Genomic DNA, 15,937 nt, shown 5'->3' with positions numbered 1-15,937 from the left:
TACAGAAAGGTTCCAAGAAAAACTTCACGGCCTTTCCCCGATAGAATATCGGGAAAAGGCCGTGGCATAATACTCTTTTTATTACTGTCTACTTGACAGGGAGATGACCAATGAGGCTCTTTTTTATTTCCAACAAATTCATGACAACTCTTCTCTTTCCCTCAACCAACTGTAAAATATTGTACAATAGAAGTAGAACCTCACCTTAGATTTTTTCTCCATACATACTACTCACAAATAATAGCAACACTACCATTGCTAACTGTTTTTACTGGAGGTGCTTACTTATGAGCAATTGGTACAGTAAGACGAAAGATCAAACATTAATTGACCTAGAAACAAACGAACAACACGGTTTAACAGATAAAATTGTAAGTGAACGTTTAAAGCAATACGGTTCTAATGAATTAGCTACAAAACAAAAACGCACTTTATGGCAGCGTATTTTCGCCCAAATTAATGACGTCCTTGTATATGTCCTTATTATTGCTGCCCTTATTTCTGCCTTTGTAGGTGAATGGGCGGATGCCAGCATTATCGCGCTCGTTGTAGTTTTAAATGCTGTTATCGGTGTTGTCCAAGAATCGAAAGCAGAACAAGCTTTAGAGGCATTGAAAAAGATGGCAACACCTAAAGCTATCGTCAAGAGAAATGGTGAACTAAAAGAAATTCCATCTGAGCACGTCGTTCCAGGGGATATCGTTATGCTCGACGCCGGACGATATATCCCATGCGATTTACGCCTTATTGAAACCGCAAATTTAAAAGTTGAAGAATCTGCTCTAACTGGTGAATCTGTCCCTGTTGATAAAGATGCAATCTACCACCCTTCCATGCAAAGTGATGAGCAAGTACCACTCGGCGATCAAAAAAACATGGCATTTATGTCCACTCTTGTAACATACGGAAGAGGCGTCGGTGTTGCTGTTGAAACTGGAATGAACTCACAAATTGGTAAGATTGCTACCCTTTTACATGAAGCAGACGATGATATGACACCACTTCAAAAAAGCTTAGCACAAGTCGGAAAATATTTAGGCTTTGTCGCTGTAGCTATTTGTATCGTTATGTTCCTCATCGGTTTTTTACAAGGCCGGGATACGTTAGAAATGTTTATGACTGCTATTAGTTTAGCCGTTGCAGCTATTCCAGAAGGCTTGCCAGCTATCGTTTCCATCGTTCTTGCAATTGGTGTGCAACGTATGATTAAACAAAACGTTATCATTCGGAAACTACCAGCTGTTGAAGCCCTCGGTTCTGTCACAATTATTTGTTCAGATAAAACAGGTACGTTAACGCAAAATAAAATGACCGTTACTCACTTTTATAGTGATAACACATACGATCGCTTAGAAAGTTTAAATGTAAATAATGATGCGCAACGTCTATTGTTAGAAAATATGGTGCTATGTAATGATGCTTCTTACAATAACGAATCACAAACGGGAGACCCGACTGAAATTGCACTTCTCGTTGCTGGAACCACTTTTAACATGCAAAAAGATCATTTAGAAAAAATACATGAACGTGTTAACGAAGTACCTTTCGATTCAGATCGTAAAATGATGTCAACCGTACATACATACGATGAAAGCTACTATAGCATGACGAAAGGCGCTATTGATAAGCTCTTACCTCGATGTACCCATATTTTTAAAAACGGCAAAATCGAGATTTTAACTGATTCTGATAAAAATCAAATATTAGAAGCTGCCGGAGCAATGTCTCAAGAAGCTTTAAGAGTACTTTCATTCGCATTTAAACAATACAATTCAAACGATGTGGATATAAATCATCTTGAAGAAAATCTTATCTTTATTGGTCTTGTCGGTATGATTGATCCACCACGAACTGAAGTGAAAGATTCAATTACAGAATGTAAAAAAGCCGGTATTCGCACAGTTATGATTACTGGTGACCATAAAGATACCGCCTTTGCAATTGCCAAAGAACTTGGCATTGCTGAAGAAATATCGGAAATTATGATTGGAACTGAATTAGATAACATTTCTGATACAGAACTAGCTAGCAAAATTAATCATTTAAATGTATTCGCTAGAGTCTCTCCAGAGCATAAAGTGAAAATTGTAAAGGCATTACGCGCGAAAGGAAATATCGTTTCTATGACTGGTGATGGCGTCAATGATGCACCATCTTTAAAGCAAGCCGATGTCGGCGTAGCGATGGGCATTACAGGAACAGACGTTGCAAAAGGGGCAGCGGATGTTGTGTTAACAGATGATAATTTTTCATCTATCGTGAAAGCTGTTGAAGAAGGTAGAAATATTTATCGCAACATAAAAAAATCAATTCTCTTCCTACTCTCTTGTAACTTCGGAGAAATTATCGCTTTATTTTTAGCAATTTTACTCGGCTGGGCAACACCACTACGACCTATTCATATTTTATGGGTGAATTTAATTACAGATACACTGCCTGCATTATCACTTGGGGTTGATCCTGAAGATCCAGATGTGATGAAGGAAAAACCACGACATGCAAAAGAAAGCTTATTTAGTGGTAGCGTTCCTTTCCTAATTTTCAATGGAGTTATCATTGGACTTTTAACGCTAATAGCTTTTATCGCCGGAGCAAAATTCTATACTGGAGATACAAATTTATTCCCTCTTTTCCCAGAGCGAATTGATGACGATGCTCTATTACACGCTCAAACGATGGCATTTGTCGTTCTTAGTTTTTCTCAGCTCGTTCATTCATTTAACTTGCGTTCAAGAACGAAATCAATTTTTTCAATTGGGATCTTTACAAATAAATATTTAGTTTTCTCCCTTCTTATCGGTGTTCTTATGCAAGTTTGTATCATCTCCATCCCGCCCCTTGCAAATATATTCGGTGTACATGCATTAACGATGCGAGATTGGGGATTTGTTCTCTTATTAAGTATCATTCCACTTGTTGTGAATGAGATTATTAAATTAGTGAAGAAAAACTAAAAAGGCAATGAGGAATATTCCTCATTGCCTTTTCATTTATCCTTGTAATTCTTTTTTGATGTTCTCTGTTAATGTAGCCATACGTTTGCGGCTTTCTTCACGCTCACGTTTGTTTTGCTCTTCAATTTGTTGTGTTTCTTGCATACCTCTTGAAATAATGTTCCAAGTTTCCTCAAGTGTTTCCATCTTAATACTAGAAGAACCTGATAATCTCGCTACTTCTACACTTTGCGTTGCGATATTTTGTGCATTTTTCTTAAGTAATTCATTTGTACGGCGATCCAGTTCAGCCATAGAATCCGCAACAAGCTTTTGACGCTTCGCATTTACCGCTTGAATGATACCATTTTTAAAGATAGGAATCGTTGTAATAAATGCTGTATTGATTTTACCAATTAATTTATTATTACCACGTTGAATCATACGAATTTGTGGTGCTGTAAGTAACGCAACCATACGTGCTTTTTCTAAATCGTCAATACGCTGTTCTAAAATTTCAACAGAGTTTTTAAGCGACTCTAATTCAATACCTGCTAATTGATCATTATTACGTACACGCTCTTCATACATCGGAACTAACTCTGTATTTAAACGCTCTAATAACATTTCTCCTGCTACTACGTACTTCTCTAAGTCTAGATAATATTTTAAGTTTTGCTCATACAAGCCATCTAACGTACCAATTGATTTTTTCATCTCATCTTGGTACTTCGTAATTTCCACATAAACTTTATCAATTTCACGGCCCATCGTTTGATACTTGCTAAAAATTTGTTCAATCATTTTATCCGCTTTTTTAAACATACGTGAAAAGAAACCGCTTTTCTCTTCCGCAAAGTCTTTACTATCGAATCGGTCCATAATTTTACCAAGCTGTTTTAATAATTCACCAGAATCTTCTATCTTTGATAATGACATTGTATGTAAAATTTGATCAGCAAAACGTGAAATTTCCATAGAAGGTTCTTTTCCAAGTTCAATTAATTCTAATTGATCTTTAATATCTACCGCATTATAAATACGTTGTACATCCGCATCTTGTCTAAGTTGTAAGCGAACATCTTGTGCTGTTTGTTCATTTAATTCTGTTTTCGGATCTAGTACGACTGGGTTATTCATATGGTATTCTCCCTTTCCTTATAAAAATGGACGAAATAGTCCTTTTATTGTTTGTGATAAATTTTTATAGGCTGATGAACCATGAAACTCAAGATCGAAATTAACCTCTTCAAGCCAATGTGAATCAAATGCCCCCGCTTCAATATACGGTTCAATATCGTTTCTTCCCGTTGGATTGAAATGAAATACATCTACTCCAATTTGATTCAAAAATAGTAATAAAACAGCATCAGAACGAGTTAACTCTCCACTCTTCTCATTATTAAATATAACAATTTTCGGTACATCTTGTGAATAATCAAATTTCTCAAGCTGTTCTAAAATATTCGGTGGTATTTGAGAAAGTTGCGCGAAAACATATAGCGCTACATCTTGTTTCGTCTCTTTCGCAATTGGTTTACACATTTCACTTTCACACGTATGGATAATCGCTTCTGCAATTCCATGCTGTAAACCTTCCGGTAAACGCTTATGCGGCCACCAATGGCTATTCATAATTAGATCAGGATGCAATTTCCCAGCTCGGTCCAATGCATCTCGATAATGATATTGGAAGTTTGCTTTTTGCTCTTTCGTAAATGGGAATGTATTAATTAATAAACTGTTATCAAATGATGTAACAGCCTTTAATCGTTGAAAATATTCTTTATCATTCTTTGAAACGCCTGATATTTTCGCAAATAAAGAAGGAATATAAATGTGTTTATTTTCAACAAAGAATGTCGGGCGTACAAACGCCTTTTCTTTCGTAATTAAAAAGAGTTCATCATATGTTGTTTTTAGTGTACGAGCTACAGGCGTATAGGAACGGAATTGCCACGGCTTGTACAGCAGTGAATTATCGTGGTGAAGTACTTGTTCAATTTCTTTCGAAGCTTGATACGCTACTGTTGCAACACGCTCACGGCGACGATCAGGGAATGGTTCAAGCGAAATGCGACTTGAATGAGATACAACAAAAGTTCTTCCCTCTTCATCAATATTTTCAAATCCATCTTTTCCTTCTGGGTGATAATAAAGCACATCACAACCGAGCATAATAAGAAAGTATAAGAAATATATACGGCTTTCCTGTGCATCACCGTACCAAATGATACGCGGCATTTGTTTCTTATAATTAATCGTAGAGAACCACTTCGCTACGTAATTTTCGCTTAGTTTAATTATGTCGATTAAGAAACGACGGAAGCCTTCTGTCTTTAACGACTGATTATGTTGCTTCTCATATAATTTCAATAGTGAAATAAACGTCGTATGTATGTAATGCTGTAAATCAGGGTTGTCTACTTTCGGTAAAAGTTGTTTCCCAGATAAGTGTGCAACTAGCCTATTTACTGTCAGACCATTTGGTGCTTCTTGATGTAATCCGAACACTTCTTGAATATGACGAAGCTTTTCCGAATCAATCACTTTGTTTAAATTTTGTTCGTGTAAAACTTCGATTCCTTTCGCTTCACTATAATCAAACAGTTCATTAAAATATTCATCTACATCATTAGGAACACCAAGGATTCGACATGCTATATAACTAAATTTCATCTCATTCTCTGTCAGCTCATATTGTGGGCGTTTTTCTAAAAGCGTTTCAAATTGCTTTAAATCTGATTCATCTTTTAATGCATATGGTTGAAGTGTAAAACGTGAAAACACAACAGTTCACCTCCAAAAACATTTACGTTTTTTCTAAGTCCTTCTTCTATTATAAACTATTTTTGGTTATAAAAAATGGGCGCTCGCAAAACGAGCAAACCCATTTCAATTATTTATTGTCTTCTTTAGTAGCTGCAACTTCTTCTCTAGCTTGTCCAGAATTCTTCATGTAGTGAAGTATAAATGTTGCTCCAAATGCTACAACTAAAATAATAAAGAATAGTGTATGACTAATCTCAATCTCGATTAAAGACAGTAACATTTTTGCTGCAATAATTAAGATTAAAATGTATGCTGTCGTTTCAAGCTCTGGAATACGCTCTAACAATTTTAAGAATACACCAGCAATACCACGCATCATTAAAATACCTAGCATTCCGCCTAATAGTAAAATCCAAACTTCATTAGATACACCAAATGCAGCAAGTACGCTATCTACAGAGAATGCGATATCCATTAATTCAACCATTGCAACTGTTCCCCAGAAGACACCAAACATTCTAAAGAGAATACTATTTTGATTCATACCGTGAGCTTCGTCTTCTTCACTTGCACCTTTACGCTTATCAATAAAGTATTTTACTGATAACCAAGCAAGGTAAAGTGCACCAAGAAGTTTTACCCACCATAATTTAATTAAGAACATTCCGATTCCAATCGCAATAAAGCGGAACACATAAGCTCCAATAAGTCCATAGAATAATGCTTTTTTACGTTTTTCTTCCGGAAGATGTTTTACCATTACCGCTAACACAAGTGCGTTATCAGCAGATAATAATCCTTCAAGTACAACAAGTGTACCAATTAATCCCCAAGATACTGGATCCTGCAACACTTTAATCCACATGTCCAAGTCGAAAAACTGAGCATACGTATCAAGGATTCCTTGCAAAATACTCATCTTACCTTTATCCCCTATTCTTTGCTAGATTTATAGAAAGGTCAAAAAAAGGAAACGAATATCGTTTCCTTTCTATGCATCCAAGCCATACGCTCTTACAAGCGCACCTAAACCACCTTGGAATCCACTTCCTACTGCATTAAACTTCCACTGTCCATTATGACGGTATAATTCACAAAAGACAACTGCTGTTTCGATGGAGAAATCTTCCCCTAAATCAAAACGAAGAACTTCTTCACTCGTTTCTTCATTCGCTAAACGAACAAACGCATTTCCTACTTGCCCAAAGTTTTGACTACGGCCTTCTGCATCATAAATCGTAACTGTAATAGCAATTCTGTGCACATCTGCTGGAACTTTCTTCAAATCCACAACAAGTTGCTCATCGTCACCTTCACCTTCACCTGTACGGTTATCTCCTGTATGTAAAACAGATCCACAAGGAGACTGTAAATTATTATAGAAGATAAAATCAGTTTCCTTCGTACATTTTCCGTTTGCATCTAATAAAAAGGCAGATGCATCTAAATCGAAATCGGCTCCGCCGTCATAAGATTTAATATCCCATCCAAGACCAATTACTGCTTTTGTTAAACCAGGGCTTGTCTTACCTAAATCGATTTTCTGGCCTTTTTGTAATTGAATAACCATCTATATTCACCTCTATATTTTTATCTTTAAAAATATATCCATCAGTAAACATACATTTCACCGATGGATATATAAATCAAATCTATTACTCTACATCTAAACCAAAGTTATTACATAGAGACGCTAATCCACCTTGGAATCCACTTCCGATTGCATTGAATTTCCAATCACCTGCATGACGATATAATTCACCTACTACTACGGCTGTTTCAATAGAGAAATCTTCTCCTAAATCGTAACGAATTAATTCTGCATTCTTTTCTTCATCAAGAATACGTACGAAAGAATTAGAAACTTGTCCGAAGTTTTGGCTACGGCCTTCTCCATCATAAATTGTAATTGTGAAACAAATACGTTCGATGTGAGCAGGAACATTTTTCAAATCTACTTTAATCGCTTCGTCATCGCCTTCACCTTCACCAGTGCGGTTATCTCCTAAATGCTCTACAGCACCATTCGCACCTTTTGGATTATTATAGAAAATGAAATCTTCAGCTCCTGAAACTTTACCATTCGCGCCTACTAAGAAAATACTAACATCTAAGTCGAAATCGTTTTGTCCGTCATAACGATTCGTGTCCCAACCAAGTCCTACAAGAACTTTCGAAAGACCTGGATTCGTTTTTGTTAAGTCTACCTTTTGTCCCTTTTTCAATGAAATTGATGCCATATACAATTCCTCCTCGGTTATTTTATTGATAACGTGATACAATCTCACTTAAGTTTTTATCTTGCGTGCCTTCTCCAACTGCTGAAAACTTCCATTCACTTCCGTGACGATACATTTCACCTGCAATTAGAGTTGTTTTGCCAGCATAATTATCCGATAAATTATAGCGTGCTAATTCTTCACCAGTTTGCGGGTTTTGAATACGAATATATGCATTACGAATCATCCCGAAATCTTGACGACGATTTACACAGTCATAAATATTTACAACGAATACTAAACGATTAATACGGCTTGGAACTTTATGTAATTCTACGAAAATTGTTTCGTCATCACCAGCGCCTTCACCTGTTAAATTATCTCCTGAATGAATAATACTACCACAAGTAGAAAGTTTATTTCCGAAGTAAACTAAATCATTTTTGTTTAAAAAACGATCTCCTTCTAACATAACAACAGATGCATCACAATCTACATTTGGTTTACTTCCAAATAATGAAGACAGAAATCCACCTGATTGCCCAATTGGATCCCAGCCTAAGCCAACCTGTAGTTTTGCTACTTTTGGTTGTCCTTTCGTTAAATCGATCTTTTGACCTTTTTCTAAAATAATAGGCATGAAGTTTCTCCCTTTCTACAAAGCATTTTCCTAATCGGAAAATATTGTATTCTTCTCTTATATTGTAGCATTATTTACCTAGCGATAAAAAGGATAAATTCTCAGTTATATGAAAACATTCATATAATTTACTTATGATGATGTAAGAAGTGGTAAATAGCACCAATCATTCCTGCACAATTACCGTTTTGCGCAAGTTCAATCTCACAATTATTATAAATCTCTTGATTTAAGTATTTACTGACCTCTTCTTTTACTTCTTTTAAAAACTCATTTCCTCTATCGGTAATTCCTCCACCAATAATAATCGTTTCTGGATTAAAAATATAAGCAAGATTACTAATTCCGATTGCCAAATGTTTAAAGAAAATCCCAACTGCTTGAGCAACTTCCCGATCTCCTTTATCATACAACTCGAAAATTCTTTTCCCATTCCACTTGCCTTTGCCTTTATATTTGCTTACAAGTCGAATTAATCCTGAAATCGAAGCAACCTCTTCAAACGTTTTTCCTTCTATTAACATATTCCCCCATTCACCAGCACTAAATGAATGTCCTCGGTACAATTTTCCATCTATAAAAATTGCTCCTCCAATCCCTGTTCCAAGGGTGAGCATAATTAAGTTATCTTTCTCTCTTCCACTACCATTCCACTTTTCTCCAAACGCTGCACAATTCACATCATTGTCAATCGATACTGGAACTTTTAATATCTCTTGCAATCTATCAATAATAGGAATAGTACTATATCCCGGAATATGATCCGCGCCTCCCGTCACAATTCCTTTATTAATATCAACAATTCCCGCAGTGCTAATACCGATTCCGGCAATAGTATGTTCATTCATTATTTTTTTGGATACATATATAAGTTTTTGAATAATTTGTTCTCCGCCTAAATGAATTTCTGTTGCAACTGTTTGACGCTTTAATACTCTCCCTATTTCTGAAACAATACCATACTTAATTTGCGTACCGCCAATATCAAACGCTATATACTCTTTCATCTGCTGCCACTTCCTCTACCGTTATGAATGTAAATTCTCCCCCTCTACTATTTGTAGGAAATCTACATTAACTCTTTTCTGCTTTGACAAATACACCACCTTTTTCTATATATAGTTTTTTTTGCATAAAACTCTTTTTCCTAAGAAATATTACAAAGGGATGTATTTTAGATGGAACATTAATCTCTTAGGAGGAAAACCATGACGAAAATCTTCATTTTAGCATCAACACTCTCTTTATCTTTTTTTAGCGGTTTAAATATCGGTAATGCTGCAACTGAAAACTTCCAACCATTAACAAACGCTATTGTACAAAATAGCGATCATTTTGCAGAAGGAAACTCAAAGGATAATAATATACCTCCAGGAAATAACGGTTCTCAGGACGATACTGGTTCTGGTGACAATGGTTCTGGCGGTAACGGTTCTGGTGGCAGTGGCTCTGGTGGCAATGGTTCCGGCGGTAACGGTTCTGGTGGTAGTGGCTCTGACGGCAGCGGTTCCGGTGGCAATGGTTCTGGTGGCAACGGTTCTGGCGGCAGTGGATCTGGTGACAACGGTTCTGGCGGTAATGGTTCCGGCGGTAACGGTTCTGGTGGCAATGGTTCTGGCGGTAACGGTTCTGGCGGCAATGGCTCTGGTGGCAATGGTTCTGGCGGTAACGGTTCTGGTGGTAACGGTTCTGGCGGCAATGGCTCTCAAGGCGGCAATCGTGTTAAAGGTGATAGCAATTCTCAGGAGGGCAACGGTTCTCAAGGTGGCAATCGTGTTAAAGGCGATAGCAATTCTCAGGAGGGCAACGGTTCTCAAGGGGGTAATGTAAAAGATAATACGAAAAAACAAGGTGATAAATTACCTAATACTGCAACGCATTACCCTATATCTATTTTAATGGGGCTTTCAACATTCCTAATTGGTATGTTACTGTTTATTCGTCGTAAAAACGTAAAATAAGAACAACATCCTTCCATCTAAAAAGTACATGAAATACTGTATAAAACTAAAAAGGACTTTGGATTACATTTTATTATGCAGCCCAAAGTCCTTTTATCACCTATCAGAAAAAGTATTAATACGCTTTTCCCCAATACACCATTTGTTTAGCTTCTTTACCACAACAAATACATTCTTCAGCTAAATGCTCTTGCTCAAAAGGCATACAACGTGAAGATACGCCAACTTCTTCTTTTAGTTTTTCTTCACAAGCTAATTCCCCGCACCACATTGCCTTAATAAAGCCTTGCTTTTCATCAGCTATTTTTTTCATCTCTTCGAAATTTGTCGCAACATACGTATTCTCATCGCGAAATGCTTTTGCTTTATTAAATAAAGCAATATGAATTTCTTCAAGTAATGCTGGAATACGTTCTTCTAATTGATCCATTGGTACAAACTCTTTTTCCTTCGTATCTCTTCTTACAAGTACAACTTGATTCTTTTCAATATCTTTAGGGCCAACTTCTAATCGAATTGGAATCCCCTTCATTTCATACTCATTAAATTTCCAGCCTGGTGTTTTATTACTAGCATCTATTTTTACTCGTGCAACCTTTTGAATATGTGCTTGTAACTCTGTTGCTTTTGCTAAAACTCCTTCTTTATGCTGAGCAATTGGTACAATAACAACTTGCACTGGAGCGACTTTTGGTGGCATTACAAGTCCATTATTATCACTATGAACCATTATTAGCCCGCCTATCATTCTTGTTGATACACCCCAAGATGTTTGGTGCACATATTGCCACTTACCGTTACGATCTAAAAACTTAATATCAAATGCTTCTGAGAAATTCGTCCCAAAGTTATGAGAGGTTCCTGTTTGAAGTGCTTTTCCATCATGCATTAAACTTTCAATTGTATAAGTTGCCTTTGCTCCAGCAAACTTCTCTTTTTCTGTTTTTTGTCCTTTAATAACTGGTATTGCTAAATAATCCTCACAGAAAGAAGCATATAAGTTTAAAATATTTAATGTTTCAGCCTGCGATTCTTCTGCCGTTTCATGGATTGTATGACCCTCTTGCCATAAAAATTCAGTCGTACGAAGGAACGGCCTAGTTGTCTTCTCCCAACGAACTACTGAACACCACTGATTATATAACTTTGGCAAATCATTATAGGATTGCACAATTTTTGAAAAGTGCTCACAGAATAAAGTTTCAGATGTAGGACGTACACAAAGTCTTTCCGCTAACTTTTCATCTCCACCATGCGTAACCCATGCTACTTCAGGAGCAAATCCTTCAACATGATCCTTCTCTTTTTGCAATAAACTCTCTGGGATAAACATTGGCATATATACATTTTCATGGCCAGTTTCTTTTAACTTCTCATCCATCACCTTCTGCATATTCTCCCATAAGGCATAACCATACGGACGTAAAATCATGCATCCTTTTACACTTGAATAATCAACAAGTTCGGCTTTTTTTACAATATCGGTATACCACTGCGCAAAGTCCTCTTCCATCTTCGTAATGGCTTGCACTTGTTCTTTTGCCATAGTCAGTCTTCCTCCTTCTAGAAAATACAAAAAAGCCCGCGTCCCTAAATAGGGACCGAGCTTTGTCGGCGTTACCACCCTGATTCATGCACAAAAATTGCGCATGCTCTCTTTTTGATAACGGGAAATTCCCGCTGCATATGCAGAACTCAAAGGCAGGTTCCATATTGCCTTTTTAAGAATCTTTCAGCCTGACGGATTCTCTCTCTGCTAAAAAGGTTGAACATGTACTAGTCCTTTTTCATCGTTATAACGAAATAAATTTGTTGATTATCATAATACAAATTCTTTTTTAAAACAATAGCTAATTTTCTTATTTTTATATATTCTTTTCATTTTTTGCAGTTTTATACGTAGCTTTTCCGCGTAATTTTCACAAGTTGATGTGCAATCATACCGATAAGTGTACCAAGTAGAACGAAGAAACCAATAAATCCATATCCCATTCCTTCCCACCCACCAATAACAATCATTGTAACGGGAAAGGACGCTAAGCAAAGAAGTATTAAACTAAGTGCAAATATAATATCGAACTGTTTGTCTGGAAACCGTTTCTTTAGTAAATATGAAATAGCAAATACAAGGATAATCGTGATTCCGCCAATGATGTAAAAGATACCAAATCCATCTAACCAATCCATAGTGTTTCCTCCTTCCATAGATTCCCTTATACTTAATTATATGTTTAATTTTTCTGAAAATAAATAATAAATTTTCACATAAAAATATATTTTTATTACTAGGTATTAATAGTAATATATAAGAATAGGTTTTATATAATCAGGAGGGAACTTTATGGATAAAGCATTAACAAACCATGTCATTATTTTATCATTCGACTGTTTATCAGCTTTAGATTTTCCTATACTACAAAAACTACCTCATTTCGAATCTCTAATAAAAAAGGGCACGGTTGTCGAAAAAGTAGAACCAATTTATCCTTCTGTAACATATCCAAGCCACTCAACAATCGTAACCGGTAATTACCCTAACAAGCACGGTGTTGTTAGCAATACGTTACTTCAACCAGGGCGTGAATCACCTGATTGGCATTGGTACCGAAAATCAATAAAAGGAACAACATTGTATGATGAAGCGCGCAAAGCAAATTTAACGACAGCTGCCCTTCTATGGCCTGTTACTGGAAGAGCGAACATCGATTACAATTTACCAGAAATTTTTCCAAATAGACCTTGGCAAAATCAAGTGTTAGTTTCCTTATTTAGCGGTAGCCCACTATACCAATTAGATTTAAATCGTCGTTTCGGCCATATAAGAAATGGTTTATCACAACCAGAGCTGGATGATTTCGTCCTCGCCTCTGCTGTGCATACAATCCAGACGAAAAAGCCTAATATCATGTTCGTACATTTCACCGATCTAGACACACAAAGACACTATCACGGCTTTGAATCTAACGAAACAATAGCTGCTATCCAGAGACACGACGAACGTCTAGGGAAAATTATTCAAGCACTAAAAGAAAGTGACTTATACGAAGAAAGTACAATTATTGCCCTTGGTGATCATAGCGCTTTAAGTGAAAACAAATCCATACAATTAAATGTGCTATTCCATCAAAGAGGACTTATATCTCTTAATAAAAAAAGAAAATTAGTAGACTGGAAAGCCTATTGCCAAAGTTGCGACGGCTCTGCCTATGTATATGTAAAGGACAAAAATGATACGGATACAATTCGGGAGGTACAACTACTCCTTGAAGAGCTACTTCAAAATAAACAAAACGGAATTGAATTTATACTTCATGATGAAGCTGCGAAAGACTGCGGTGCAGACGGTAATTGTTTATTCATGTTAGAAGCACGAGAAGGGTATTATTTCACTGAAAACTATACAGGAGATTTTATAAAAGAAATTACCGAAAAAGATGTTACGCCTAGTAAAAAATATACATTTGGTACGCATGGATACTCTCCAACAAAACCTAACTATGAAACAATTTTTATCGCTGCTGGGAAAGGAATAAAAAGTGGCGTTACCGTCCCGTATATGAGACTTATTGATGAAGGTCCAACTATCGCTAGACTACTCGGTTTACACTTAGGTGAAACAGACGGAGCAATTGTAGAGGATTTACTCCAATTGTAAAGAACAGTGTATATATGTAAAAGTTATGTAAAATTCATCACTGTTTCTCTTTTTATAATTTTTATTTTTGTACACTGTTAGTAAAACAAATTTAAGGGGGAACATTATATGAAGAAAATGTCCAGACAAGAAAAAAGCTGGATATTATACGATTGGGCGAACTCTGTATACTCGCTCGTCATTACAACTGCATTATTTCCAATTTACTTTAAAGCAGCTGCAAAAGAAGCTGGACTATCTGGGGCAACTTCAACAGCATATTGGGGATATGCAAACTCATTCGCAACACTTTTAATTTCTATACTTGCTCCTATTCTTGGCACAGTTGCTGATTATAAAGGATTTAAAAAACGTTTTTTCACATTCTTCTTTGGACTCGGTATCGTATTTACAAGTATGTTAGCAGTCGTTCCAACCTCTCAGTGGTACTTATTGCTAGGGTGCTATATGCTCGCCTTAATCGGCTTTGCTGGAGCAAACATTTTCTATGATGCATTTTTAGTAGACGTCACTTCTGAAGATAGAATGGACCGAATTTCTACAAGAGGATTTGCATTAGGTTATATCGGGAGTACAATTCCTTTTATCGGTTGTATCGCTCTTATTATTCTTTCCCAAAAAGGAACTATTCCCTTATCGGTCGGCATTGCTAGTCAAATTTCCTTTGCAATAACAGCTCTTTGGTGGGGATTATTTACAATTCCAATGCTAAAAAACGTAGAGCAAACACACTATATTGAGCGTCATCCAAGACCTATTAGAATGAGCTTCAAACGTCTTGCTGATACTTTTAAAAATATTAAAGAATATAAAACTGTATTTATGTTTCTAATCGCTTACTTTTTCTATATTGACGGAGTCGACACAATTATTACTATGTCTACCGCTTACGGAACCGATCTCGGTATTAGTGCAACGAATCTATTAATCATATTATTTGTAACACAAATTGTCGCTTGTCCATTTGCTTTACTATACGGAAAATTATCTGAAACATTTACTGGTAAAAAAATGTTATATGTCGGTATCATTATTTATATCATTATTTGCACATATGCTTATTTTTTAAAAACGACACTTGATTTTTGGATTTTAGCAATGTTAGTTGCTACATCTCAAGGTGGTATTCAAGCACTAAGTCGTTCATACTTTGCAAAACTAGTACCTAAAGAATCTGCTAATGAATTCTTCGGATTTTATAATATATTTGGCAAGTTTGCCGCAATTATGGGTCCGGTATTAGTCGGTGTTACAACCCAATTAACAGGAAAAACAAACGCTGGTGTTCTTAGTATTATTGTTCTGTTTATTATCGGAGGATTTTTACTAACTAGAGTTCCAGAAAATAATACATCCGTTACACCACCTAGTCCAAAGACTAAAACGCTATAAGAAAAGATCCTCTTCTCATAAGAAGAGGATCTTTTTTATTTTTAAAGGTCCGACTTATAATGAACGACTCTACTGCTTGTACAAAAATAATTTATCAACAGTTGTTCCTAATACTTCAGCTAAACGGAATGCTAACGCTAAACTTGGATCATATTTATTATTCTCAATTGCATTTATCGTTTGTCTAGAAACCTTACATTTATCAGCTAATGCGCCTTGTGAAATATTATTTTCAGTGCGTAATTCATAGATTTGATTTTTCACACCATTGCTCCTAACCTGTAAAATCGTTTTTACAACATCAGTATATAATTGGCTCATATAGTTGTCAAAAGTTCCTCAAAGAAAAAGGGAGCAATATTGCT

15 protein-coding genes and 1 other annotated feature are annotated in these 15,937 nt (G+C 36.1%); of the genes, 5 read left to right on the top strand and 10 right to left on the bottom strand.

Annotated elements, in window-relative coordinates:
• Both MR136_RS28700 and MR136_RS25115 read left to right on the top strand, forming a co-directional pair.
• The coding region (locus MR136_RS28700; RefSeq protein ID WP_325782447.1) for an IS3 family transposase at positions 1 to 70 on the top strand (70 nt) is incomplete at its 5' end.
• A gap of 217 nt (positions 71 to 287) precedes the next feature.
• Positions 288 to 2,954, top strand: coding sequence for a cation-translocating P-type ATPase (locus tag MR136_RS25115; protein ID WP_061456731.1), 2,667 nt, complete (start codon positions 288 to 290; stop codon positions 2,952 to 2,954).
• A gap of 36 nt (positions 2,955 to 2,990) precedes the next feature.
• Here MR136_RS25115 and MR136_RS25110 read toward each other — a convergent pair whose 3' ends face one another.
• The 7 genes from MR136_RS25110 to MR136_RS25080 form a co-directional block, all read right to left on the bottom strand.
• Complete coding sequence (locus tag MR136_RS25110) at positions 2,991 to 4,073, bottom strand: toxic anion resistance protein (protein ID WP_001064409.1); 1,083 nt, start codon at positions 4,071 to 4,073, stop codon at positions 2,991 to 2,993.
• An 18-nt stretch (positions 4,074 to 4,091) separates the two neighbouring features.
• Entirely contained in the window at positions 4,092 to 5,723 is a 1,632-nt protein-coding gene (locus MR136_RS25105) for a YceG family protein (RefSeq protein WP_000492859.1), read from the bottom strand.
• A gap of 109 nt (positions 5,724 to 5,832) precedes the next feature.
• Complete coding sequence (locus MR136_RS25100; protein ID WP_000025704.1) at positions 5,833 to 6,624, bottom strand: TerC family protein; 792 nt, start codon at positions 6,622 to 6,624, stop codon at positions 5,833 to 5,835.
• A 72-nt stretch (positions 6,625 to 6,696) separates the two neighbouring features.
• On the bottom strand, positions 6,697 to 7,275 hold the full coding sequence (locus tag MR136_RS25095) for a TerD family protein (RefSeq protein ID WP_000236643.1): 579 nt from the start codon (positions 7,273 to 7,275) through the stop codon (positions 6,697 to 6,699).
• Between the two features lie 85 nt (positions 7,276 to 7,360).
• Positions 7,361 to 7,945 (bottom strand): TerD family protein, encoded by a 585-nt coding sequence (locus tag MR136_RS25090; protein ID WP_017673776.1) that lies wholly within the window; start codon positions 7,943 to 7,945, stop codon positions 7,361 to 7,363.
• Between the two features lie 22 nt (positions 7,946 to 7,967).
• Positions 7,968 to 8,564, bottom strand: a complete 597-nt coding sequence (locus MR136_RS25085) for a TerD family protein (protein ID WP_001121586.1) — start codon at positions 8,562 to 8,564, stop codon at positions 7,968 to 7,970.
• A gap of 128 nt (positions 8,565 to 8,692) precedes the next feature.
• Positions 8,693 to 9,571: an ROK family protein gene (locus MR136_RS25080; protein WP_017673775.1), complete on the bottom strand. Its 879-nt coding sequence runs from the start codon at positions 9,569 to 9,571 to the stop codon at positions 8,693 to 8,695.
• Between the two features lie 201 nt (positions 9,572 to 9,772).
• On the opposite strand from MR136_RS25080, the gene MR136_RS25075 reads away from it, so the two are divergent.
• The gene (locus tag MR136_RS25075) at positions 9,773 to 10,525 is read left to right on the top strand and encodes an LPXTG cell wall anchor domain-containing protein (RefSeq protein WP_017673774.1); all 753 of its coding nucleotides are present in this window, start codon (positions 9,773 to 9,775) and stop codon (positions 10,523 to 10,525) included.
• Positions 10,526 to 10,640: 115 nt separating this feature from the next.
• Here the strand turns inward: MR136_RS25075 and proS are convergent, their stop codons facing one another.
• Both proS and MR136_RS25065 read right to left on the bottom strand, forming a co-directional pair.
• Positions 10,641 to 12,071: a proline--tRNA ligase gene (gene proS / locus MR136_RS25070; RefSeq protein WP_001040977.1), complete on the bottom strand. Its 1,431-nt coding sequence runs from the start codon at positions 12,069 to 12,071 to the stop codon at positions 10,641 to 10,643.
• Between the two features lie 47 nt (positions 12,072 to 12,118).
• Positions 12,119 to 12,325: a binding site (T-box leader), on the bottom strand.
• Positions 12,326 to 12,418: 93 nt separating this feature from the next.
• Entirely contained in the window at positions 12,419 to 12,712 is a 294-nt protein-coding gene (locus tag MR136_RS25065) for a YesK-like family protein (protein ID WP_000383850.1), read from the bottom strand.
• Positions 12,713 to 12,866: 154 nt separating this feature from the next.
• On the opposite strand from MR136_RS25065, the gene MR136_RS25060 reads away from it, so the two are divergent.
• Both MR136_RS25060 and MR136_RS25055 read left to right on the top strand, forming a co-directional pair.
• A complete protein-coding gene (locus MR136_RS25060) occupies positions 12,867 to 14,180 on the top strand; it encodes an alkaline phosphatase family protein (protein WP_017673773.1) in 1,314 nt (437 codons plus the stop codon).
• Positions 14,181 to 14,288: 108 nt separating this feature from the next.
• Complete coding sequence (locus MR136_RS25055) at positions 14,289 to 15,572, top strand: MFS transporter (RefSeq protein ID WP_000738812.1); 1,284 nt, start codon at positions 14,289 to 14,291, stop codon at positions 15,570 to 15,572.
• 69 nt (positions 15,573 to 15,641) lie between these two features.
• Here MR136_RS25055 and MR136_RS25050 read toward each other — a convergent pair whose 3' ends face one another.
• Positions 15,642 to 15,893 carry a helix-turn-helix transcriptional regulator gene (locus MR136_RS25050; protein WP_002023181.1) on the bottom strand — a complete coding sequence of 84 codons (252 nt, stop codon included), beginning with the start codon at positions 15,891 to 15,893 and terminating at the stop codon, positions 15,642 to 15,644.
• Positions 15,894 to 15,937: the final 44 nt, after the last annotated feature.

The organism is Bacillus cereus group sp. BfR-BA-01311 (assembly GCF_022664295.1).
GTDB lineage: Bacteria > Bacillota > Bacilli > Bacillales > Bacillaceae_G > Bacillus_A > Bacillus_A cereus.
This window is presented reverse-complemented; position numbering and strand designations above follow the sequence as displayed.